The organism is Rhodopseudomonas telluris, assembly GCF_042432815.1.
GTDB lineage: Bacteria > Pseudomonadota > Alphaproteobacteria > Rhizobiales > Xanthobacteraceae > Rhodopseudomonas > Rhodopseudomonas telluris.
The window spans coordinates 1,072,570-1,095,777 of sequence record NZ_JBHLWM010000001.1 but is presented as its reverse complement, the minus strand read 5'-3'; the positions used below and the strand labels follow the sequence as shown (position 1 = coordinate 1,095,777).

The window sequence follows — 23,208 nt, the reverse complement described above, 5'->3', positions numbered from 1 at the left end:
AGGGCCGGCTGCGCCCTCCGCTCCATGGATGGTTTCGCAAGATGTCGGCCGGATTGCGTGCCAGGGCGTTTATGCCCTAAGGATTTTCGCGGATGAGTTTGTCGGGTGCCGAGTGTCAGGCCGTGCTGCTGGCGGCGCCCGTCGCGTTGCCGCCCCGCCGGGAGGACGAATGCATCGACTGCTGAGCGCGCTGGGGCGTGGCTTTAAAACCTATGTCGGCTGGAAGCGGGTCGGCGTCGTCGCCAGTATCCTGATCGTCGGCTTTGCGATCTACTCGCTCATCCACAACCTCAAGGGTTTGGATCACAATAAGCTCGTGACCGCGCTGACCAACGTCGCGCCGTCGCAGATCGGGCTCGCCGCATTGTGCGTGGTCGGCGCATTCTGCACACTCACGTTCTACGACTTCTTTGCCCTGCGCACGATCGGCAAGCTGCACGTCCCATATCGCATCGCCGCGATGTCGGCGTTCTGCTCCTACGTGATCGGCCACAATCTCGGCGCCACCGTGTTCACCGGCGGCGCGATCCGGTTCCGGATCTATTCGGACTACGGCCTGTCGGCGATCGACGTCGCCAAGATCTGCTTCATCTCCGGGCTCACGTTCTGGCTCGGCAATCTGTTCGTGCTCGGCATCGGCATGATCTGGCATCCGGCCGCCGCCAGCGCGATGGATCTGCTGCCCGACCGGATCAATCAGCTGATCGGCCTCGCCTGCCTCGCCGGCATCGCCGCCTATTTCGTCTGGCTGGCGACCGGCAAGAAACGCCGCGAGCTCGGCCAGAACGGCTGGAAGGTGGTGCTGCCGTCGGCCCGGCTGACGCTGGTGCAGGTGCTGATCGGCGTCGTCGATCTCGGCTTCTGCGCGCTGGCGATGTATCTGTTGATGCCGTCCGAGCCGTATATCGACTACGTCTCGCTGGCGGTGGTGTTCATCCTCGCCACCCTGCTCGGCTTCGCCAGCCACGCGCCGGGCTCGCTGGGCGTGTTCGATGCCGCGGTGCTGGTGGCGCTGCCGATGTTCGCCCGCGAGGACGTGATCGCCACGCTGTTGATCTACCGCGTGCTGTACTTCCTGCTGCCGTTCGGCATCGCGATCTCGATCATGGGCGTCCGCGAGCTGTGGCTCAGCGTGGTCAAGCCCTGGCAGGAAAAGCGTGCCGCGACCGGCAACGGCCACCCGATCGCCGCAGCGACCGCCGCCACCGTCCGCCAGGTCGCGCAACGTTCGCAAAAGCTCTGACCACAGACCAAAGGCGGTTTTCGCGGCGGGGCACAACGCTCATATTTCCGCCTTATCGGAAGCGTCATTCGCCTCATGGTCACCACGATGTCCCCATTCCGCCTGCTGGCGCTGGTCGCGTTTCTCGCCAGCCTCGTGTCGCTGCCGGCTTCGGCACAGACGCAGCTCGCGCCGCCAGTTGCTCCTTCGGCTGCTCCCGCTGCGGCCGTGCCGGTCACCGACGGCTCGATGCAGATCGTCTGGGAGGTGCGCAACCGCTTCCGGCTGTTTCGCGAGGAGCGGGACTTCCGCGAACAGGCCGAGTCGCTGAACGGACTGACCGTGCTGGCATCCGAGCAGGCGCTCGGGCTGCAGAGCGAAGGCCGCGGCTGGGCCCGCAACGTCGTCAACCGGCTGTGCATCGACCTGACCGGCCGGGTCAACGAACCCTGCACCCGCGACGGCGTCAAAGAGAGCTACCTCACCCCGACCGAGCACCCCGTAACGGTGCGGCTGACCGGCGCGATCCCGGTCGGCGCGATCTGCGCATGGGTTTTCGACGACGGCGACGGCCCGCGCCCCGCCACCCAGGACTGCGCCGAGCCGATCAATTTCCGCGCCCGCTACGGCAAGCCCACCGTCGCGACGGTCGATGTCACCAGCGGCGCCGACGCACCGCTGCGGGTCTCGACCGAGATCGCGGTGCGCGACTTCTTCATCGCCGGGCTGGGTGACTCGATCGGCGCCGGCGAAGGCAACCCGGACCGGCCGATCGCGCTATCCGACGAGGGCTTCTGCTATCGGTCCTATCTCGGCATCGGCACTGTCGGCGCCACCGCCGGCCAGTTCTACCGGCCGAGCCGCGCCGGCTTCAAAGGCGGCCGCGCCTGCGAGGCGCCGGACACGCTGGCCAACTGGCAGCGCTATTCGGCGACCTGGTTCAACGCTGCCTGCCACCGTTCGCTGTACAGCTATCAGACCCGCACCGCGCTGGCGCTCGCGGTCCGGCATCCGCATATCGCCGTCACCTATTTGCCGCTGGCCTGCACGGGCGCGACGATCCAGGAGGGGTTGTTCGGCTCGCAGCGCGCCCGCGAATGCTTCCGCACCAAGTCCGGCACCAACTGCCCGGGCAGCGTCAACGGCCAGATCGCCGAACTGCGCGAGGCGCTCGCCGCCGCCCGCAAGCGCCAGCCGCAGCGCGGGCTCGATCTGGTGCTGCTGTCGGTCGGCGCCAACGACATCAACTTCTCCGGCCTCGTCGCCGACGTCATCGTCGACAGCCCGACCGAGCGCGGCATCTTCCGCCGCTCCGGCGTGATCGGCTCGATCGAGGAATCGCGCAACACGCTGACGCGGCAACTCCCGCAGAATTTCGCCAAGATGCGCGAGGCCTTCAAAGGCCTGGTCGATGACATGTCGCGCGTCGTCTACGTCACCTACGCCAATCCGGCGTTGGCGAACCGCGGCGTGCCCTGCCCCGGCGGCCCCGGCGGCTTCGACGTGCATCCCTCGTTCAGCGCCGATCCCAACCGGCTGGCGGCGGTCGCTTCCTTCGTCGACAATGAATTCCTGCCGCGGCTGAAGGATCTGGCGCAATGCACCGGCGGCGTGCTGTGCCGCGATCCGTCCGCGGACGCGATGACCTTCGTCGACGCGCATCAGCGAACTTTCGCCAATCACGGCTTCTGCGCTCGCGCCGAAACCGATCCGGAATTCGACCGCGCCTGCTTCTCGCCGCGCGGTGACAGCTTCACCAGCGACATCGTCGCCGCGGCGAATTCGCCGATGGCCTGCGGCGCCGGCGCCAGCAACTTCCGCGCCTATCTGCCGCGCGCGCGCTGGATCCGCGACGCCAACGACAGCTACTTCGCCGCGATGACCTTCCCGCAGGGGCTGCCCGCCGCAATCCAGCCCGCCGACATTCACGACGCCACCTGGGGCGTGGTGTCTGCGGTCTATGGCGGCGCCATCCACCCCTCCGCCGAAGGCCATGCCGCGATGGCCGACGCCGCGCTGCCGGCGGCCGAATCGGTGCTGTCGCTGCAGCCCGGCCCCGAAGTCACCAGCCAGCCGCTGCCGCCACCGGCGCGCAACGACCGCTAACAACTTCGGATATCAGGGCGCCCGACCGCCCGGTCACCGGGACATCGGGTCCCTTTCCCGGATGCCGTCTCGGCGCCGGGATTTCCAACCCTCGCGTTCAATCCAAGAAGCCGTCTCAACTGGAGCCCCTCTATTAGGGGCTGCCTGCCGCCCTGCTTAGCGTGCGCGCGAACGACGTGACCGATCACTGCTGATCGATCGCGCCGCAATCACGCACCAAGAAACCACCCCTGGGGACGGCATGTTCAACGACCTGAATCGACCGCGCGCAGCGGCACTCCCTCTCGCCTGCGTTTCGATCCTGCTGACAGCGCAGGTGGCGCACGCTCAACAAACAGGTCCGATCGACTCCGCTCCCCCAAGTCCGGCCGTTGCGGCCGGCCGCCCCGCGTCGCCGGAAGGTCAGGCGCTGCCGTCGGTCGTCGTCGATGCCCCGGCCCGGCGGCGGGCCGTCGCGCGAACTCAGCGCAAGCCGGCTGCGACGGCTCAGCCGGCTGCGCCGCGCGGGCGGGCGACCCGCAACGATGTCGCCGCAGCGCCGGTGCCGTCGCTCGGCGCACAGCGTTCGGCCATTCCGTCCAGCTACGCGGGCGGCCAGGTCGCGCGCGGTGCCCATCTCGGGCTGCTCGGCAACAAGGACTACATGGCGACGCCGTTCAGCCTGACCAGCTACACCGACCAGACCATTCGCGATCAGCAGGCCACCAGCGTCGCCGAAGTGCTGACCAACAGCGACCCGTCGGTCCGCGCGGCGATCGGCGCCGGCAACCGATACGACGCGCTGACGATTCGCGGCTTCCGCGTCGACAACAGCGATTTCGCACTGAACGGGCTGTACGGCCTGGTGCCGAACTATCGCATCAACCCGGCACCGATCGCGCGCATCGAGCTGCTGAAGGGGCCTGCCAGCTTTCTGTACGGGATGTCGCCGCGCGGCTCCGTCGGCGGCAACGTCAATGTCGTGACCAAGCTCGCCGAAGACGATCCGCTGACCCGCTACACGGCCGGCTATATGTCGGATGCGCGCTTCACCAACAGCCTCGACGTCTCGCGCCGCTACGGCGACCAGAAAGAGTGGGGCGTGCGCGCCAATGGCGCGTTCGAGGGCGGCTGGCCGGCGATCGACGGGCAGTCGATCCGCGACGGCGCCGGCTCGCTCGGCGTCGACTATCGCAGCGAACGCTTCAGGTGGTCTGCCGATCTGATCTATCAGGACGATTGGCTCAAGTCCGGCACCCGCGGCTACGGCCCGGTTCCGGGCATCGTCGTGCCGGCAGCGCCCGATCCGCGCATCAACTTGTCCCAGCCGTTCGACTACTCGCGCTCGCGGAGCGTTACCGGCATGACCCGCGCCGAGTACGATCTGACGCCCGACGTCACGGTGTTCGGCGCGATCGGCGGCAATTTGTTCGGCTTCGACAAGCGCGAGTCGCCGGGCCCGACCATTCTCAATTCGGCCGGCGATGCGCAATCGACCTCGACGTTCCAGACCGGCAAGTCCGACGCCATTTCCGGCGAAGCGGGCGTGCGGTCGCGCTTCACCACCGGGCCGATCGACCATGAGGTCGTGGTCAGCGGCTCGGCGCTGACGCAGACCAGCTGGCTCGGGCAGACCCGCTACGGCAACTACCTCACCAACATCTACGCCCCGACCATGCTGCCCGGACCGGGCACGCCCGTGGCGACCTTCCCGGAGAGCAAGGCCAACAAGCTGCTGCTGCGCAGCGTCGGGGCCGCCGACACGCTGTCGGTCCTGAACGGCGCAGTGCAACTGACGGTCGGGGTCCGCCAGCAGCAGGTGGTGTCGGACAGCTACGCACCGATCACCGGCATCACCACGTCGGCCTACGATCAGAGCGCGACCTCGCCGTCGGTCGCCCTGGTGGTGCGACCACTGCAGTACCTGTCGCTCTATGCCAGCTACATCGAAGGCCTGTCGCCGGGGCCGACGCCGCCGTCCGGCGCCGCCAACATCAATCAGGTGTTCGCGCCGTTCAAGAGCAAGCAATACGAGGTCGGCACCAAGCTGGATTTCGGCCGGTTCGGCGCCACTCTCGCGGCATTCCAGATCAGTCAGCCGAACGGCGTGCTCGATCCGGTCACCAGGATCTTCGGCCTCGACGGCGAGCAGAGGAACCGCGGCATCGAACTGACGACGTTCGGCGAGGTCGCGACCGGCGTCCGCATCCTCGGCGGCGTGACCTGGCTGGACGCCAGGCTGACCCAGACCGCGGGACATCTCAACGACGGCAACCACGCGATCGCGGCGCCGGACCTGCAGGGCAATCTCGGCGTCGAGTGGGACACGCCGTTCGTGCCCGGCCTCACCGCCACCGCGCGCGCGGTCTACACCAGCAAGGCCTATGTGACGGCGGACAATCTGCAGGACGTGCCGAGCTGGACCTCGTTCGACATTGGCGCCCGCTATTTCACCAAGTTAGGCGGTCGGCCGACCACGTTCCGGGCCAGCCTGACCAACATCGCCGACAAGCGCTACTGGACCGCCAACCCGTCCGGCTACCTGATCCTCGGCATGCCGCGCACGCTGTGGCTGTCGATGACGGTGGACTTCTGAACGTGACCTCGTCGGGAGGACAATTCCTGCCTGCATGGCTGACGGTGGGGCTCGGCCCCACCCTTCGCGTCGTCCCGCATCGCGCCCCTGAAAACGCAGATGCCCGGCACAAGGCCGGGCATCTGGGGCAATCGGATTGTTTCGTCGCGTTGGCCGGGTTCCGGCCTGCCGTCAGGCACGGCCGGCTCGGTCCCCTGCGCTTACTTGGCCGGAGCCATCATGCCGCCCTTGGGGGCCGGGGCCGGCGTGGCGGTTTTTGCCTTCCCGGCAGTGGCGGGCGCGCCGGGCTTGCTGGCCAGCGCGGCGGCCTGCTCGGGGATGAACTTGGCGACGATATCCGGATCGAGCTGGGAGATCGCGATGTCGGGCAGCCGGAACCAGTCTTCGTCCTTGCCGAGCGCCGGGGTCATCAGATAGCCGCGCAGCGTCAAGATCTGGCCATCCGGGCTCACCGTCAGCATCGCCTTCCAGACGTCGCCGTTGCGCGGATCGAGAATGTTGCCGTTCTCATAGACACGGCCTTTCCGCTTCATGTCGCGGATCAGCGAAATGCCGAGGATCGGCTGGTTCTTGCGATCGTCCTCGCACTCCTCGCAGATCGTCAGGTTCGGCTGGCCGGCCTGCGGAAAGCTCTTGGCGACGATGCCTTCGTACTGGTTGTTGCCACGGTCGAGCATCAGCACCCAGACCACCGGCTTTCCGCCCGGCTTGCCGGTGTCGGTGCGTTGCCAGAGCCCGGCGGCGGTGGGTTCCGCTGCGGCGGCCGGCGACGTGGCGGTCATCACACAGGAAAGGACGGCCGCGGCCGCGAGCGCAAGGAAACGGATCGGTCGATGTGTATTCATGGTAACACCTGAAACATCGCGATGAGACGAGAATGTGGCGGAGCGGTAAGTCGTTCCGGCGGGCGAACTAATCCCCCGACGGCTGGCGATTTTGTGACGAGGCGGAGACCGTCTCCGGGCGGAGCCGTCGCCCGGGCAGAATGCGATGGGCCGACAGGCCCGCGCCCAGGCAGACACCGACCGGAAGCCAGAACAGGATGTACAGGTAGGCGAGATCGGTCGGAACAATCTCGTAGTCGACGCTCGAGGCGGTGAGACAGGCCGCGAGCAGCGCCAGCGCCACGACCTCGCCGGACCCTCGCCACGCCTTGAAGCCGCTCACCAGCGCCGCCAGCACGATGCCGATCAGGGCCAGCGCGGCGAACACGCCGCCACGCACGAGAGCGCACAGCACGATATTGTGGGCATTCATCACCACGTTGCCGCTGGACAGCGTGCGTTGAGTATCGAACGCGAGACCGTAACCGAGCCACGGCTTCTCGGCCGCCATCTCGAGATAGATCGGCCACAGCGCGAGCCGCAGGCTGTCGCGCCGCTGCAGCAACTCGCTCTGGAACGGCGCGATCACGATCAGGCCGACCACCACGACGGCCACCGCGATCAGCGCCAGCTTGAGCCGGCGGTGCTCGGACAGCAGCACGGCGACGCCGATGCCGACCGCCGCCGCGATCAGCGAACCGCGGCTTCCGGTCAGCAGGATCGCGCCGAGCAGCACCAGCACCGAGGCCGCCAGCATCACGTGCTGCCACAGCTTCAGCGACCGCGACGCCATCACCGCCGCCGCCCCGACGCAGGGCATCGCGAACATCATCCCGATGACGTTGGAGTTGTAGTACACGGTCAGGCCTTTGACGCCCTCGAGCCGCACCGTCATCAGCGTCCGGAACGACAAGCCGGTAAACGACGCCACGTCGCGGATCGCGATCAGCGCGGCGACCGGCCCGAGCACCAGGAACAGCGTCCGCAGGAAATCACCATCCTCGCGGACCAGATACGCGGCGATCGTCACGAAGGCGAGTACCGCTACCGTGTAGCGCAGATTGAGCAGCAGGATCTTCGTCGGCGTCTCGCCGCCGAGCGCCGAGGTCGCGAGCAGCACCAGCAGAAACACCGCCGAGGCGATGAACACCGGCGACTTCACGATCGACAGCAGCGAACGATACGGCGTCGCCACGATCAGCATAACCGGCACGACCAGGAACCACAGCACGGTCCTCGCCGACCATATGCTGTGCAGCGCATAGACGAGACACAGCACAAGGATGAACAGCTTCTCCGCGGCCCGGGTCCGCACCAGCCAGTCGCGGGTCCGCTCCAGCCTTTGCTTGCTCCGTGACGGCCCGGCGACTGCAAAAACCATTGGACTCCTAATTCCCGACAAGGGCCGGCGCGACCGACAGGCCGCGAAGAACCTCGGCCATCCGCCGCGCGGACTGATCCCAGGTGACCGGACGATAATTCGCCCGGATCGCAGCCTCGTGATCGGCAAGGTGCGCAGGCGAGCGGATCAGGTCAAGCACCGCGTCGCGCCAGGCGGCGAAATCCAGCGGATCGAGGTGCCCCGCCAGCCCTGCGCCGGCTTCCGGCAACGACGACGTGTTCGATGCGAGACAGTATTTGCCGAAAGCCAGGCTCTCGGACACCGGTAGTCCCCAGCCCTCGTAGAACGAGGGGTAAAGCGTGAAGGCGCAGTGCTGATACAGCCACGCAAGTTCCTCGTCGCCCACCCGCGGCAGATGCAGGATCGAGGACGCGGTGACCGGATCGTGCGCGATTTGCCACAACAGGTCGGAACTGCCGAACCCCGGCTGGCCGACGATCACCAGCGTCGGCAGGTCCGGCGTGCCCTGCTCGGTCAGCCGGCGCCACAGGTGATACAACAGATCGAAGTTCTTGCGCGACTGGATGGTCGAGACGCTGATCACGAAGCGTTTCGCCTGCGCGTCGGTGAGCGCCTGCGGCCGAACCGCCGCCTTCGGCGTCACCAGATCGGCGCCGAGATGCACCACCTCGAGCGCGCCGCGCACGCCGCCGTGGCGCTGCGCGTAAGCTCTCACGTCGGCGCTGGTCGATTCGGAAATCGACACGACCAGATCGCATTCACGGATCAAAAACTGCGCATACGCCTCGAACTGGGTGACGAATTCGCCGTCAGCAAAGAACTGCGGCGCGACCACCGGGATGAAGTCCTGGCATACCGCGGCGACCTTCGTGCCGCGTTCGCGGCGCATTCGCGCCACCGCCGCATAGTCCACCCGCGACCAGTTCTCACCGGCCAGCAGCAGCACCTCGCTGGCGCCAGCATGCGCGAGCGGCGGCAATCCTTCGCGGCCAGACACCTTCTGAAACAATGGCGCGGCGGCGCCCCGCACCGAGGTGCGAATCGTGCGTTCCAGCTTCTTGCCGAGCGGCTTGATCGACGACAGCAAGGTCGCCCGTTGCTTCTTCGGAGCGGCGGCGACCGGCTTTGCGCCCAGATCTGGCGCATAGGCGACCGGCACGTAGTCCCGCCGCAGCGGATCGTAGCGGCAGAAGCGGAGTTCCGGCGCGATCGCCTCCGACAGCGCCGTCGCGATGCTGTGCTCGACCCGCAGCGTGCCGTTCATCTGGCCGGATCGGGCGCGACAGCTGGTCGTGACGTCCATCCACAGCCAGGGCTGGGGCGGGCTGTTCGGATCGGGAGGCTGCGCCAAAGAGCTGTCCGTCGCTGACGTCGGCCGTCGCGGCCGGTGAAACCATCCACGCGGCGGCCCGCGCGATCACCAAATCAATGCGGCGATGTAACGGGTCCGGCTTCGCAGCGTCAATGGCGCGGCGGTCGGCACGGCGAATTCGCTGCCGGAAAGACCGCGGAGGCTGGCGCGCTTGCAAAGCGCCGGCCGTCGCGGTCTATGTCGGCCGGCACGCGCCGGCCCGGCCAGCGACGTGCACGATTTGAGCGAGGACGACAGTGCTGCCGGTCACACCCGAGGTTTCGGTGATCCTGCCGGTCCGCGACGGCCAGCGCTGGCTGCGCGAAGCGGTCGGCAGCGTGCTGACGCAGACGCTCGCCGCGCTGGAACTGCTGGTGATCGACGACGGCTCCGCCGACGCGACGCCGTCGATTCTCGCGGAGATTCGCGCCAGCGATCCGCGGCTGATCGTGCTGCGCCAGGAGCGCGAAGGGCTGGTCGCAGCGCTCAATCGCGGGCTCGCCCAGGCGCGGGCGCCGCTGATCGCGCGGCTCGACGCCGACGACATCGCGCTGCCGGAGCGGCTGACGCGGCAGCGGGATTTTCTCGCGGCGCATTCGGACATCGTGCTGCTCGGCGGCTGGGCCGACGTCATCGACGAACACGGCGCGCCGCGCGGCAAACAGATGCGGCCAAGTCCCGACCGCCTGCGCGACACGCTGGCGAAGAAGAGCCCGTTCATCCACCCGACGGTGATGTTCCGCGCCGAGGCCGCGCGCCGCGTCGGCGGCTATCGCGCCGCCTTCGAGGCCGGCGAAGACTACGATTTCTGGCTGCGACTCGCCGACATCGGCGAGATCGCGATCCTGCCCGAACTGCTGATCCGCTATCGCGAGCACGGCGGCAGCATCACCCGGACGCGCGAGCTGCGCCAGATCTACTCCGCCCGCCTGGCGAAACTCGCGAGCGCCGAGCGCCGCGCCGGTCGGCCCGACCCGTCCGCCGCCCTCGCCGCTCCGCCCGACTGGCACGACCCGAATCCCGGTCCCTTCGAACGCGACAGTTCGCGGCTGTTCCGCATGCTCGAACTCGCCGATCCGGCCCGCGCCCGTAGCGCTCCCGTCTCAGCAATCGATCTCGACGCGATCGGCTCACAACTGCCCACGCTGACCGCCGGGGAACGCAAATTCGCCCAGGCGGCGGCGCTCAACCTGCTGCGCGAACGGAGCGACCTATCCGTATCGATGCGCGCGCGTCTGGTCGGGTTGTTGCTACGTCTGGGGCCGCTGAAGGCCGCCAAGCTGATGATCCGGAAGTAACAACATGACGGAGGGGTAGCCCGGGCGAGCGTAGCGACACCCGGGATACCGCACGACAATTGAGCTAAGTGCTCGCTTGCACGAAACGCTTGGCCAACGCGTGATAGATGCCCTCCTCGGCGATCAGCCGCGAGGTGGCGTAGGCGAGCAGCGAAGTGGCCATCACCGGGATCACCATCGCGTGGTTGTCGGTCATCTCGATGACGATGGCGAAGGCGGTGATCGGCGCCTGCACCACACCGGAGAAATACGCCACCATGCCGAGCAGCATGATGGCCGCAACCGGCGTCTCGGTGAACAGCGCCGCGAGGTTGCTGCCGAGACCGGCGCCGACCGCGAGCGAGGGCGAGAAGATGCCGCCAGGCAGGCCGCTGATCGACGACAGCGTGGTGGCGAGCAGCTTCAGCACGCCGAAATCGCCCGGCAGCGGCGTTCCGCTCTCCAGCGCCGCTTTCACCTGCGCGTAGCTGGTGCCGTAGATAGTGTCGTTCGAGACGATGCCGCACACCGCCACCGCGAGGCCGCAGCCGAGCGCCAGCAGCAGCGGCCGTCGCGTGAACGCCGGCAGATTGCTCGACGCCACCACGGCGCGGTTGAACAGCCCGCCGGCGAGCCCGCCGACCAGGCCGCAGACCGGGATTGCCAGCCAGTCGAGCCCGCCGCGCAGCCCCATCGCGCTGCTGCCGAAATACGTGTAGTTGCCCAGCAGCGCGATCGAGGTCAGGCCCGCCGCCACCACGGCGGCAATGATCAGGGTGCTGGCGCGCGTCTCGAACGAGCGGCTCATCTCCTCGATGCCGAAGATGATGCCGGCGAGCGGCGTGTTGAACGCCGCCGCGACGCCCGCCGAAGCGCCGGCCAGGATCAGCGCCGGTTGCCGCCGCGGCGACAGCCGGCCGAGCGCAAACATGATCGAAGCGCCGATCTGCACGGTCGGTCCTTCGCGGCCGACCGAGGCGCCGACCATCAGGCCGAACAGCGTCAGCACGAACTTGCCGACCGCCACGCGCAGCGACACCAGCCGGCCGCGCGCGCTTTGATCGGTCAGCCGCCGCGCCGCGATCGCCTGCGGAATGCCGCTACCGCCCGCATTCGGGAAGAAACGGTTGGTGAGATACACCGAGATCAGGAAGCCGAGCGGCGTGATCAGCAGCGGCCAGTAGCGCGAATGCCGCAGCAGATCGGCGAAGACGTCCTGCGCCAGATCGGCCAGCCAGGCCAGCGCCGCCGCCGCGACGCCGATGAACAACCCGCCCGCCAGAAAGATCGCCCGCCGCTTCGAGCGCGAGGAAAAGATCACGAATTGCCGCTTGTGGCGCTGAGAGACGGCGAATTTCATCGGCGGAATCGGGCCTCGCGCGAACGTGAAACGGCGGAAGCCCCTTCATGACGCGTCCGGACGGCCCGAGTCCAGCAAGTGATCGCGTCAACTTGACGTGAAACGCGGCAGCGCGCGCCCCTGTCGCCGAGCAAAATGCCCCCTCGCCTCCTTCACCGTCATTGCGAGCGCAGCGAAGCAATCCAGCAGCGCCGAGCACTGCGACTCTGGATTGCTTCGTCGCTGCGCTCCTCGCAATGACACCGGGGAGACACCGACAAAACAGAAAGGGCGCGCCTTGCAGCGCGCCCTCCTTCATCACTCACTCGCTCAGGCGGTGCACAGCGGCCCCGCCGCGTACGCTTAGTTCACGCCGAGCTTCTTCTGCAGGTTGGTGGACGAGGTCGTGTACTGGAACACGACGCGCTTGTCCGGATAGACGTATTTGACGGCCTTCTGGGCCATCAGCGCGCCTTCGTGGAAGCCGGAGAGAATCAGCTTCAGCTTGCCCGGATAGGTGTTGATGTCGCCGATCGCGAAGATGCCGGGGACGTTGGTCTCGAACGTGCCGGTGTCGACCGGGATCAGATTGTTCTCGAGCTGCAGGCCCCAGTTCGCGACCGGGCCGAGCTTCATGGTCAGGCCGAAGAATGGCAGCATGGCGTCGCACTTGATCTGCGCGACGGAGTTGTCGTTGAGCTTGATGGTGGCGCTGGCGAGCTGGCCGTTGTCGCCCTGCAGCTCGGTGATCTGACCGATCTTGAGGTCGAGCTTGCCGCTGGCGACGAGCTGGCGCATCTGCTCGACGCTGTGCGGCGCGCCGCGGAAATCATCGCGGCGATGCACCAGCGTCATGCTCTTGCAGATCGGGTTGAGGTTGAGCGTCCAGTCGAGCGCGCTATCACCGCCGCCGACGATCAGGATGTCCTTGCCGCGGAAGTCTTCCATCTTGCGCACCGCGTAGTGCACCGACTTGCCCTCGTAGGCTTCGACGCCCGGCACCGGCGGCCGCTTCGGCTGAAACGAACCGCCGCCCGCGGCGACGACCAGCACCTTGCACTCGAACACCGTGCCGGCGTTGGTGGTGACGCGGAATTCCGGATCGCCGATCTTCTCGACCGTCTCGATCATCTCGTTGAGATGGAAGGTCGGGCTGAACGGCTTGATCTGCTCCATCAGCGCTTCGGTGAGGCCGTGACCGGTGATCATCGGCACGCCCGGAATGTCGTAGATCGGCTTTTCCGGATACAGCTCGGCGCACTGGCCGCCGACCTTGTCGAGAATATCCACCAGATGGGCTTTGACGTCGAGCAGGCCCAGTTCAAACACGGCGAACAGTCCGCACGGACCCGCGCCGACAATCAGCACATCTGTCTTGATCGTTTCGGTCATCGCTTATTCTTTTCGTGTTGAAGAATTCTCGGACGCGGGGCGGTCCGGCCGCGGCCTGTCTAACCAAGCCGGGCGGGGGAGAAAAGCCATAAAACCGCGCCGGCACCTTGTTCTAGCTCAAGAACTGCGCTCAATGGAAAGCAAAAGCCCGGAGAATGGCCTTGACCGCAAGATCCCGCGACCACGCAGTCCCTCAGCTCGAAGACTTCCCCTACCGACTTTCGGACAATGTCCGGTTCGCCGATCTCGATCCGAACAACCACGTCAACAACGCGGTCTATGCCAGCTACTTCGAGAGCGCGCGCGTCACGCTGATCCGGGGGCTGGTTCCGCAGGGCATGTCCTGGGTGCTGGCGCGGCTCGACATTCACTTCCGCAGCGAGTTGCACTGGCCGGGAACGATCGAGCTCGGCATCGGCCTGGTGAAGCTCGGCCGCACCTCGACGCATTACGATCAGGCCGTGTTTTCAGGCGGCGTCTGCGTCGCCTCGGCCCGCGCCATCACCGTGCTGGTCGATCTCCACAGCCGCAAGCCGACGCCGCTGACCGATGAACTGATCGAAAAGCTGAAGCCGTGGTGGCGGCGCGGCTACGCGCAGGAGCAGGACTAACAGCAGGTTTGTCTTGATAGCCTGGAGCCCGCCTCGGCAGCGCTCGCCACAGGCACATCCTCATGGTGAGGAGGCGCGCAGCGCCGTCTCGAACCATGGGCAACGGGGAATGCGTCGCCCCATCCTTCGAGACGCCCGGCTTCGCCGGGCTCCTCAGGATGAGGATTCAGTGCCTGCGGACAGGTCGGATCGTTTCAATCGCGCGATGAAGCGCTCTAGAACGACATCCCAGTCAGTCCGAGCAAGCTCAGGCCTGCCGGTCGGGAGTCGACACGACGAGGCCGTCGAGTTCGTCCGAGACCTTGATCTGGCACGACAGCCGGGAGTTCGGCCGCACGTCGTAACCGAAGTCGAGCATGTCTTCTTCCATCGGCGTCGGGCCGCCGACCTTCTCGCGCCAGGCCTCGTCGATATAGACGTGGCAGGTCGCGCAGGCGCAGGCGCCGCCGCATTCGGCCTCGATGCCCGGGATGGCGTTACGGATCGCCGCTTCCATCACCGTCGCGCCGTTCTCGACATCGACCGTGCGGGTTTCTCCGGAGTGATCAACAAAGTGAATCTTGGCCATGATTGCTCGTCGGACGCTCTACAAGGTTCTGACAGGGAAAGGATGACGGGCTGTCCTATAGCGGGTCGATCGGCTTTCCGCCAGCGCCGCGGCGGCAAAACCGGCGCCGCCGCATCGGCCATTCGCCGCAACGATGCGACACAACCCGCGCCCGACGTGGTGCAGTGCGGCGAAGCCGGTCAGCGTTCCAGGAGATCCCCGATCGCCACCCGGGCATGATCGACGGCCGCATCCAGCGTCGCCAGAAGCTCGGTGGCGTCGCGACCGTCCCGGAGCGCATCCTCGAATTCGCTGGCTGCATCGGCCACCGCGAAGGCGCCGATGGCGCGGGCCGAGCCCTTCAGCGTGTGCGCCAGCGCGGCGGCATCCGCCGGCCAGGACGACAGCAGCGCCACCGTGCTGGCGGCCTGCGCCGAGAACATCGCCAGCACCTCGCGCTCCAGCGCCCGGTCGCCCAGCGTCATCCGCGCGAGATGCGCCTCGTCGATCGCGAAATCCGGCACCAGAGGCGGTGACGCCATCCACTCCACCCGTTCAACCTGCAGCGACACAGCGGCCTCCTCGGGCCGCTCCACAGGGCCGGCCACAGTTTTCCGGATCGAAGCACAGGATTGGTTAACGGATCATTATGGGACAGCCTCGCAAGTTTGAGGCCATTTTGTCGGTAATTTGCTGCCGTTTCCCGGGCTACGGCGGATTTCGGCGGCGGCGGAAGGGCTTAGCGGCCGATCACGTTAACGATGATTAAGAATGTCTTAACGTCGGCCATTTCATTCGAAGCACCGAGCCAATAGGATGTTTGCGGAAGTGGTGGACAAAAGTCCGGCGTCGAGGGGGTTCGACCGCGCCGGGCTGGCACCAGGCCGGCTGGCGGGCTGCGGCTGACATGCGCGCAGCGTCCCCCGGTGCGTAGAACGAGGGCGTAGGTCACATGGCGAATAATCCCAAGAAGATCAAAGATCCGACCGAAGTGGCACTGTCCGCGATTCAGGAAGCCCTGAATATCAGCGACGCGCCCGCCGCGACCGACGCCGAGTCCGCTGCACGCGACGAGAGCTCCGCGGCGCTGACGCCACCGCCCGCTTTCAACGATGGTGCGCCCGAACCGCGCATCACCGCCGAGCGTCCCACTTTCGAACAGGCCGACGACCGCCGCTTCGCCCAGCGGCCGGCCAACGACGATCGCGAGACCATCGGCCAGCTGCTTCAGGCGCTGCAGAAGGGCCGCCCCGCCCGCAACGTCTACACCCTCGCCTCGATCTTCGCCGGCGTGTGGGTGTTCGGCGGCCTAGTGCTGACCTTCAGCTTCCTGCCCTCGCTGCAGGCGATGGTCGGCCAGGGCGCCGGCGGCACCATGGCGCTGGTCGGACTCGTCGCGCTGTTCCTCGCGCCGGTGATCCTGTTCTACTTCCTCGCCAGCCTGACCTGGCGCGGCCAGGAGCTGCGCATGATCGCGCAGTCGATGGCGCAGGTCGCGATCCGCTTCTCCGAGCCTGAAATCGCCGCGAGCGATTCCGTCGTCACCGTCGGTCAGGCGATCCGCCGCGAGGTCGCCGCGATGGGCGACGGCGTCGAGCGCGCGATCGCCCGCGCCGGCGAACTCGAAACCCTGGTGGCCAACGAAGTCGCCGCGCTGGAGCGCGCTTATTCCGACAACGAAGTCCGCATCCGCGCGCTGCTGCAGGACATCGCGCATCAGCGCGACAACCTGGTCGGCCAGGCCGAGCAGGTGCGCAGCGCCATTTCGGGCGTGCAGATCGATCTGCGCCACGACATCGCGCTGATCTCCGACGCGATCGCGTCGCGCGTCGACGAAGTCGCCAAGAGCATCACCAGCGCGCTGGAAGAGCGCGGCGCGCACATCACCACGGCGCTCGGCCATGCCGGCGACAACATGATCCTGGCGCTCGGCGAGCGCGGCGGCGACCTGCTCGACCGCCTCGAGGAAGCCAGCGGCGAAACCACCCGCGCGGTGCTCGAAGCCAGCGAGCGGCTGACCGCCAGCCTGAACTTCAAGACCGGCCACGTTCACGACGAATTCGTCGAACTCGCCGACCGCGTCCACGAGATGCTGAACGAGCGGCTCGACCGCATCACCGCGGAATTCGAGCAGCGTTCGTCCAGCATCGTCGACGGCATCTCGGAGCGCACCGAGCAGGTCCACGACTCGCTGAAGAACTCGTCGGACTCGCTGCTGCTCGAACTCGAGCTGCGCAGCGGCGATCTCGTCAGCAAGATCGACGACGCCGGCAACCGCCTCGCCGACCAGATCCTCACCAGCGGCGACAAGGCCAGCGAAGCGCTCGACGTCACCGTCAACACCCTGGTCGCCAAGGTGGTGAGCCAGACCGAGAACGCGCACGACACACTCAGCCTGCAGATGAGCGCGTTCGACGACCTGGTGAAGCAGCAGGGCTCGGAGCTCGCCGAGAAGTTCGCGCGCGACTCCGGCACGCTGGGCGCACTGATCACCCGCCACATCTCCGAATTCGACCGCACGGTGAAGACCTATGGCGGCGAGATCGTCGAGCGCATGGGCCAGCGCACCGAGGACATCGCGAGCACGCTGAAGACCTACGTCGACAATTTCGACGAGCGCGTCACCTCGCGCGGCGGCGAACTCAGCGCCACGCTCGACCAGCGCCTGTCGCATTTCGAGAACGTGTTCGACTCCCGCGTCGGCAGCCTCGACGGCTCGCTGGAGAGCAAGATCAAGGCGTTCGACGACAGCGTCGGCACGCATCTGAAGTCGCTCGACGAGAACTTCGCGACCCGCACCCAGTCGGTCACCGAGAGCATCGACAGCCGCATCGCGCAGCTGTCCGAGACGCTGACCAACGGATCGAGCCAGGCCATCGGCCTGATCGACGAGCGCATCACGCAGCTGTCGACCACGATGGAAAGCGGCGCCAGCCACGCCGTCGAACTGATCGACGATCGCTTCAGCCAGCTCTCGACCACGATGTCGAGCGGCGCCGACAACGCGGTCGCGCTGATCGACAGCCGAGTCGAGAAGCTCTCCGAGACGCTGATCGCCGGCGCCGTGCAGGCGATCGAGTCGATCGACTCGCGGCTGACCCACCTCACCCACTCGCTGACCGACGGCACCGCGCAGGCGATCGGCGCGATCGACGAGCGCATCGCCAACGTCACCGAGACCATCGACAGCCGCAGCAACAATCTGGCCGCAACCGTCAGCGCCCGCTTCCAGGACATCCACGAGGGCCTCGAAGGCCGCGTCGGCACCGTGCTGACCGACATCGACCTGCGCGTGTCGCAGTTCGAGGACCTGCTCGGCTCCCGCATCGATGCGGTGGCGGGCCGGTTCGAGCACACCGGCCGCGAGGCCAGCGACCTGCTGATGGCGCGCGCCGAAGAGCTGTCGCTCGGCATCAAGTCGCACGTCTCCGATGCGGAGCGCTCGCTCACCAATCTGGCGATCAACACCACCGAGACGATCCAGACCGGCGCCCGCTCCGCCAAGGACGCGATGCTGTCGGTGTCGACCGAAGTCGGCGCCCAGTTGCAGCTCACCTCGTCGGAGATCGAACGCGCCCTCACCGCGGTCGGCACCAATGCCGCCAGCTCGGTGGTGGCGAGCGCCACCGAGGCGCAGTCGAAGCTGGCCGCCGCCTCCGGCGACACGCTGGCGCAGCTGCGGTCGCTGTCGGCCGATATCGAGCGCACCCTGTCGGTCGCCGGGACGTCCACCGCAGCGTCGCTGCTGGCCGGCGCCCGCGAGGCCCAGAGCACGCTGGTGTCGAGCTCGACCGACGTCACCAACGAGGTCAAGGCGCTCAGCGCCGAGATCCGGCGCACCCTGTCCGAAGTCGGCAGCACGGCCTCGAACGCCGTCCTGAACAGCGCCCGCGATGCCCAGGCAACCCTGGTGTCGTCGTCGACCGACGTCGCCAGCCAGATCCGTTCGCTGTCCGCCGACATCGAGCGCACCCTGATCGGCTCCGGCGACCAGACCGCCGCGTCGGTGCTGGCCAGCGCACGGGAAGCGCAGACCACGCTGGTCTCGGCCTCGACCGAAGTCACCGGCCAGATCCGTTCGCTGTCGACCGATATCGAGCGCACGCTCTACGCGGCCGGCAACGCCACCGCGGAGTCGGTACTGAGCGGCGCCCGCGCGGCGCAGACCACGCTGCTCGCCGCCTCGCAGGAGGCCGCCGAGCGCGTCAAGTCGCTCAGCGAGGACGTCCAGCGCTCGCTGTCGGACGTCGGCACCTCGACCGCCGGGGTGATCGTCTCCAGCGCCCGCGAAGCCCAGACCGCGCTGGTCTCCGCCTCGTCCGAGGCTTCGACCCAGGTCGCGGCGCTCACCAGCGATCTCGAACGCCGGCTCACGGCGGCCGGTAGCGCCACCGTCGAGACCATCCTGTCCGGTGCCCGCGAGGCGCAGCAGACTCTGCTGACGACATCGACCGACGCCGCCAACCAGGTGAAGTCGCTGACCGGCGACGTCGAGCGCACGCTGACGGCCGCCGGCAGCGCCACCGCCGGCGCGATCCTCGCCAGCGCCCGCGACCTGCAGGCCACGCTCGCCGCGTCCTCGACCTCCGCGTCCGACCACGTCCGGTCGCTCGCCGCCGAAGTCGAGCGCAGCCTGATCAGCGCCGGCCGGACCTCGGCCGACTCGATCGTCACCGGGGCGCGCGAAGCGCAGACCTCGCTGATGGCCGCGTCCGAGGAAGCCGCCAACCACGTCAAGTCGCTGACGACGGACGTCGAGCGCACGCTGACCACGGTCAGCGCCGCCGCGGCGTCGACCATTCTGGGCAGCGCCCGCGAAGTACAGGCGACGCTCACCACCAGCTCGTCGGAGGCCGCCAACCAGATCCGGGCGATCTCCGCCGACGTCGAGCGCACCCTCGCCGGCGTCACCAGCAACACCACCGACAACATCCAGGTCAGCGCGGCTGCGGCCCAGACGGCCCTGGTGGCGGTGTCCAACGAAGTGTCGTCGAAGATCAAGTCGACCACCGCGGAGATCGAACGTTCGGTGTTCGCCGCCAGCGGCAGCTTCGGCTCGACCATCACGGCGAAGAGCGACGAGATCGTCAGCTACGTCCAGCAGCAGGCCGACCGCCTGTCGCAGATCATGGACAGCAAGCGCGGCGTGCTGGTCGAGGCCCTCTCCGGCAAGACCAGCCAGCTCACGATCGACATCGACCGCGTCACCACAGACGCGCTCAACGCGATCGAAACCCGCGGCAAGGCGTTCTCGAACTCGATCGTCGCCAACGGCACCGACGTCGCGCGCTCGATCACCGGCGCCGGCGATCTCGCCACCGGCGCGATCAACAAGTCGCTCAAGGACCTCGAACTGGCGTCGCGCTCGGCGATCGACCAGTCGCGCCAGGTGTCGGTCGCGGCCGTCACCGAGATGCAAGAGACCAGCAAGATCCTGCGCAGCGACACGGTCGCGCTGTTCGAGCGGCTGCGCGAAGGCAACATCCTGCTGCAGGAAGTGCTCACCGGCGCCCACGAGAACCTCAACTCGCTGGAGCGCGCGCTGGTCACCCGCGTGGCCGACTTCGTCGCCACCATGAACGACGTCAACGCCCGCAGCACCGCCGCGACGCAGGGCCTGGAAGACCAGCTCACCGGCTTCCACGGCAAGACCTCGCGGGCGCTCGCCGATCTCAACGCGCTGTCCGAACAGTTCGAGGCCCATGGCCGCGCGCTGGCGGAAGCCGCCGAGCTGGTGCAGCAGAGCAACCGCAGCGCCTCGACCTCGGTCAACGACCGCAAGGAGTCGCTGGAATCGCTGGTCACCACCATCGACCTGCGCACCGCCGATCTCGACCAGCGGCTGAGCCGCTTCACCAGCCTGCTCGACGAATCCCTGGCCGCGGCCGAGGAACGCGCCCGCGACATCGCGCGGGTCGTCGCCGAGACCGCCGGTGCCGGCTCGACCACCATCACCCAGCAGTTCGAGGCGGTGCGTGCCGCCGCCGAACACGAGCGCCTGCTCACCACCGAGGCGATGCAGCAGGTCTATCAGCAGGGCACCCAGCAGGCCGACGCGCTGTTCAAGCAGTCCGCCGACCGCTTCGCGGCGATCGTCCAGGGCATCAAGCAGATGGCCGCGGAGATGCACGAGGAGCTGGAATCCACCCGCGAGGAGCTGCGCCGCGGCGTGCTCGAAATCCCGCAGGAAGCTTCCGAGAGCACCGCGCAGATGCGCAAGGTGATCGTCGACCAGATCGAGGCGCTCGCCGAGCTCAACCGCATCGTGGCGCGTCACGGCCGCGGCATGGACGTGGTCACGACCTCCCGCGCCACCACCGTGCGCGAGGAAGAGCCGATGCTGGCCGCCGCCGGCGGACGCAACGAGCCGGTTTCCCGCGCCGTAGAGCCGCCGGCACGGCCGGAGCCCGCGCCGCGCCCTGCCCCGCGCCGCGAGACCAGCGCCGCCACCCTGCCGCCGCCGGACCTCGGCCTGCCGACGCCGGCTCCGCGCCGCACCGAGGCGCCGCCGGTCGCTCCGACCGCCGATCAGGGCCGCGACGGCTGGCTGTCCGAGCTGCTCAACCGCGCCGAAACCACGCCGGAGCGTGAAGCGCCGCGCGGCCGGACGGCCCAACAGGCGGTAAGCGGCAATCCGCTGGAATCGCTGTCGCTCGACATCGGCCGGCTGATGGACCGCAACCTGGTGCTGGAGATGTGGGACCGCTATCAGCGCGGTGAGGCCAAGGCCTTCACCAAGCGGCTCTACACCCCGGCCGGCCAGAAGGCGTTCGACGAAGTCGCCCGCAAGTATCGCAGCGACCGGGCCTTCAAGCAGACCGTCGATCGCTACATCACCGAGTTCGAGCGCCTGCTCGACGAGGTCGCCCGCGACGAACGCGGCCAGCAGGCACTGCGCACGCATCTGAGCTCGGAGACGGGCCTGGTGTATACGCTGCTGGCGCACGCGGCGGGCCGGCTGGGATGAGGCCCGTCGCGCGGCGGGCCACGCGCCCGCCCCGCACGGTGTCCGCCAAGCGCGGTGATCGCTCGCGACCACATCGAGAGCCATCTCGAGCAACACCCAAGCGGAGGCCCCCGGCCTCCGCTTTTTTGTTGACCGCGCAAGTCGCAACCGTCGTTCGAGAGATTGCTGCTGCCGGGTCACTGCCCAGCCAGGGGTAGCTCGACGTGTCAGCCCCGCTCCGCAGCGCGCCCCCTCTCCCGCTTGCGGGAGAGGGCTGGGGTGAGGGCGACACGGGCAATGAGTCCGCGCGATCCGCTGTGCAGAGTGCGCTCACCAGGATCACTCCTCCATCGGACCTCACCGCCGAAACAGCTTTTGCCGTGATGGAATTAAGCAGCATTGAAACTCGCGATTTCATTTCCTACGCTGCCTTCGCGAATTTCAGCAAAGTTGATTTCATCATCGCAGCTCATCCAGCTGCACTATTCGGCTACTACGCCATGCTTGACCTGCCGCGAGAGGCTATTCGGCGCTGGCTCGTTGATCTCTTCGCCAACGCGGTCAAGCGGTTGAACAACCGCGAGGATCGTTTGCAAGCGATCAAGTGGCTCGGCCAGTCCCGTGAGATCGTCGGAAGCGATCTCAACTTTCCGGAAAAGGTTGGACGTCTCCGAGACTTGATCGATTCGCGGACAGTTGTGAAATTCGTCGCAGCGCGGGTTACCGAGTCGGTTCAGAACTACCGGAAGTCGAACCTTCCGCTAGCGGTGAAAATCGCGCTTCCCGCAACGCTCGCCGCACTGCCGTTCGTTGGCGGCCAGGCCGCCGGGATCGCAGCGTTCGGAGGCGCAATCGGAGTTCCTGTCCTTTTGCTCGTCTTCCTCGGCACTGCAGGGATCACCGCAATCATCGAAGCGGTCGCAAGAGATCCCAGTGTACGGCCAGAGGTCGCCGCGATCATCGATCTCATCATCGAAGATGAACGTCTGCGTCAATCCAGTTGGAAGATAAAGGCTGCCATGCGCGAACAGCCTTGCGATCCGGTTCGGTGCGCCACGCCCGAAAACGAGGATCTGCTGCGCGAGGCGCTGGGCAGGATGGACCCGTTCAAATTCGAGCGGCACGTGATGAGCTTCTTCGAGAGCGCCGGCTTGAAATCGATCGTCACACGAAAATCAAATGACCTCGGGGTTGATGGCTTCGCGGTTCATGACCACGCGCTGATCGTGGTCCAGTGCAAGCGAAACTCTGCGGAAAACAAAGTCGGACGGCCGGTCATCCAGCAATTCAAAGGCGTGATCGAGGAGCACAACGCTTTCCATGGCTTCGTTGTAACGACATCCACCTTTTCGGAAGAAGCCGAACAGTCAGCCTCCATGTCGAAACGGATGACACTCGTCGATATTCACTCGCTGATCTCCTGGCACGTGACCGCCCCCATCTTCGATCTTGGTCACGCTTGAAGCCATATATCATGATCAACTGCGCCCGCAGCGCGCCTCCTCTCCCGATTGCGGGACAGGGGGGTGAGGACAACGCCGGCAGTGAGTTCGTGTGTCGTTCGGCTCCCGCCGAGCTTAATCAGAACAGAAACTAACCGGTCCGGACAACCGCCCTCTCGTTCGTCATTCCGGGGCGCGCAGCGAAGCTGCGCG

General features: G+C 67.2%; 14 protein-coding genes. 7 read left to right on the top strand and 7 right to left on the bottom strand.

Features of this window, described 5'->3' with window-relative positions; translation table 11 throughout:
* Nucleotides 1–169 precede the first annotated feature (169 nt).
* The 3 genes from ACFFJ6_RS04985 to ACFFJ6_RS04975 all read left to right on the top strand — a co-directional run bounded on the left by ACFFJ6_RS04985 (nucleotide 170) and on the right by ACFFJ6_RS04975 (nucleotide 5,903).
* Entirely contained in the window at nucleotides 170–1,243 is a 1,074-nt protein-coding gene (locus tag ACFFJ6_RS04985) for a putative bifunctional lysylphosphatidylglycerol flippase/synthetase (RefSeq protein ID WP_378384968.1), read from the top strand.
* Nucleotides 1,244–1,330: 87 nt separating this feature from the next.
* A complete protein-coding gene (locus tag ACFFJ6_RS04980; RefSeq protein WP_378384966.1) occupies nucleotides 1,331–3,328 on the top strand; it encodes an SGNH/GDSL hydrolase family protein in 1,998 nt (665 codons plus the stop codon).
* 241 nt (nucleotides 3,329–3,569) lie between these two features.
* Nucleotides 3,570–5,903 (top strand): TonB-dependent receptor, encoded by a 2,334-nt coding sequence (locus ACFFJ6_RS04975; RefSeq protein ID WP_378384964.1) that lies wholly within the window; start codon nucleotides 3,570–3,572, stop codon nucleotides 5,901–5,903.
* Between the two features lie 200 nt (nucleotides 5,904–6,103).
* On the opposite strand, the gene ACFFJ6_RS04970 is transcribed toward ACFFJ6_RS04975, so the two are convergent.
* From ACFFJ6_RS04970 to ACFFJ6_RS04960, 3 genes are all read right to left on the bottom strand, one after another.
* Nucleotides 6,104–6,748 carry a DUF2147 domain-containing protein gene (locus ACFFJ6_RS04970; protein WP_378384962.1) on the bottom strand — a complete coding sequence of 215 codons (645 nt, stop codon included), beginning with the start codon at nucleotides 6,746–6,748 and terminating at the stop codon, nucleotides 6,104–6,106.
* A gap of 67 nt (nucleotides 6,749–6,815) precedes the next feature.
* Nucleotides 6,816–8,108 (bottom strand): O-antigen ligase family protein, encoded by a 1,293-nt coding sequence (locus ACFFJ6_RS04965; RefSeq protein ID WP_378384960.1) that lies wholly within the window; start codon nucleotides 8,106–8,108, stop codon nucleotides 6,816–6,818.
* 7 nt (nucleotides 8,109–8,115) lie between these two features.
* Nucleotides 8,116–9,441, bottom strand: a complete 1,326-nt coding sequence (locus ACFFJ6_RS04960; RefSeq protein WP_378384958.1) for a glycosyltransferase family 4 protein — start codon at nucleotides 9,439–9,441, stop codon at nucleotides 8,116–8,118.
* Nucleotides 9,442–9,698: 257 nt separating this feature from the next.
* Here ACFFJ6_RS04960 and ACFFJ6_RS04955 point away from each other — a divergent pair, with 257 nt between their 5' ends.
* Complete coding sequence (locus ACFFJ6_RS04955; protein ID WP_378384956.1) at nucleotides 9,699–10,739, top strand: glycosyltransferase; 1,041 nt, start codon at nucleotides 9,699–9,701, stop codon at nucleotides 10,737–10,739.
* Nucleotides 10,740–10,803: 64 nt separating this feature from the next.
* Here the strand turns inward: ACFFJ6_RS04955 and ACFFJ6_RS04950 are convergent, their stop codons facing one another.
* Nucleotides 10,804–12,078, bottom strand: a complete 1,275-nt coding sequence (locus tag ACFFJ6_RS04950) for a chloride channel protein (protein WP_378384954.1) — start codon at nucleotides 12,076–12,078, stop codon at nucleotides 10,804–10,806.
* Between the two features lie 342 nt (nucleotides 12,079–12,420).
* A complete protein-coding gene (locus ACFFJ6_RS04945) occupies nucleotides 12,421–13,449 on the bottom strand; it encodes an NAD(P)/FAD-dependent oxidoreductase (RefSeq protein ID WP_378384952.1) in 1,029 nt (342 codons plus the stop codon).
* Nucleotides 13,450–13,610: 161 nt separating this feature from the next.
* Here ACFFJ6_RS04945 and ACFFJ6_RS04940 point away from each other — a divergent pair, with 161 nt between their 5' ends.
* Nucleotides 13,611–14,060, top strand: coding sequence for an acyl-CoA thioesterase (locus ACFFJ6_RS04940; RefSeq protein ID WP_378384950.1), 450 nt, complete (start codon nucleotides 13,611–13,613; stop codon nucleotides 14,058–14,060).
* Between the two features lie 247 nt (nucleotides 14,061–14,307).
* On the opposite strand, the gene ACFFJ6_RS04935 is transcribed toward ACFFJ6_RS04940, so the two are convergent.
* Both ACFFJ6_RS04935 and ACFFJ6_RS04930 read right to left on the bottom strand, forming a co-directional pair.
* Entirely contained in the window at nucleotides 14,308–14,628 is a 321-nt protein-coding gene (locus ACFFJ6_RS04935; protein WP_238732486.1) for a 2Fe-2S iron-sulfur cluster-binding protein, read from the bottom strand.
* Nucleotides 14,629–14,807: 179 nt separating this feature from the next.
* Nucleotides 14,808–15,149 (bottom strand): Hpt domain-containing protein, encoded by a 342-nt coding sequence (locus tag ACFFJ6_RS04930; RefSeq protein WP_378385739.1) that lies wholly within the window; start codon nucleotides 15,147–15,149, stop codon nucleotides 14,808–14,810.
* Nucleotides 15,150–15,559: 410 nt separating this feature from the next.
* On the opposite strand from ACFFJ6_RS04930, the gene ACFFJ6_RS04925 reads away from it, so the two are divergent.
* Nucleotides 15,560–21,574, top strand: coding sequence for an apolipoprotein A-IV repeat region-like domain-containing protein (locus ACFFJ6_RS04925; RefSeq protein ID WP_378384948.1), 6,015 nt, complete (start codon nucleotides 15,560–15,562; stop codon nucleotides 21,572–21,574).
* 296 nt (nucleotides 21,575–21,870) lie between these two features.
* On the top strand, nucleotides 21,871–23,016 hold the full coding sequence (locus ACFFJ6_RS04920; RefSeq protein WP_378384946.1) for a restriction endonuclease: 1,146 nt from the start codon (nucleotides 21,871–21,873) through the stop codon (nucleotides 23,014–23,016).
* Nucleotides 23,017–23,208 lie beyond the last annotated feature (192 nt).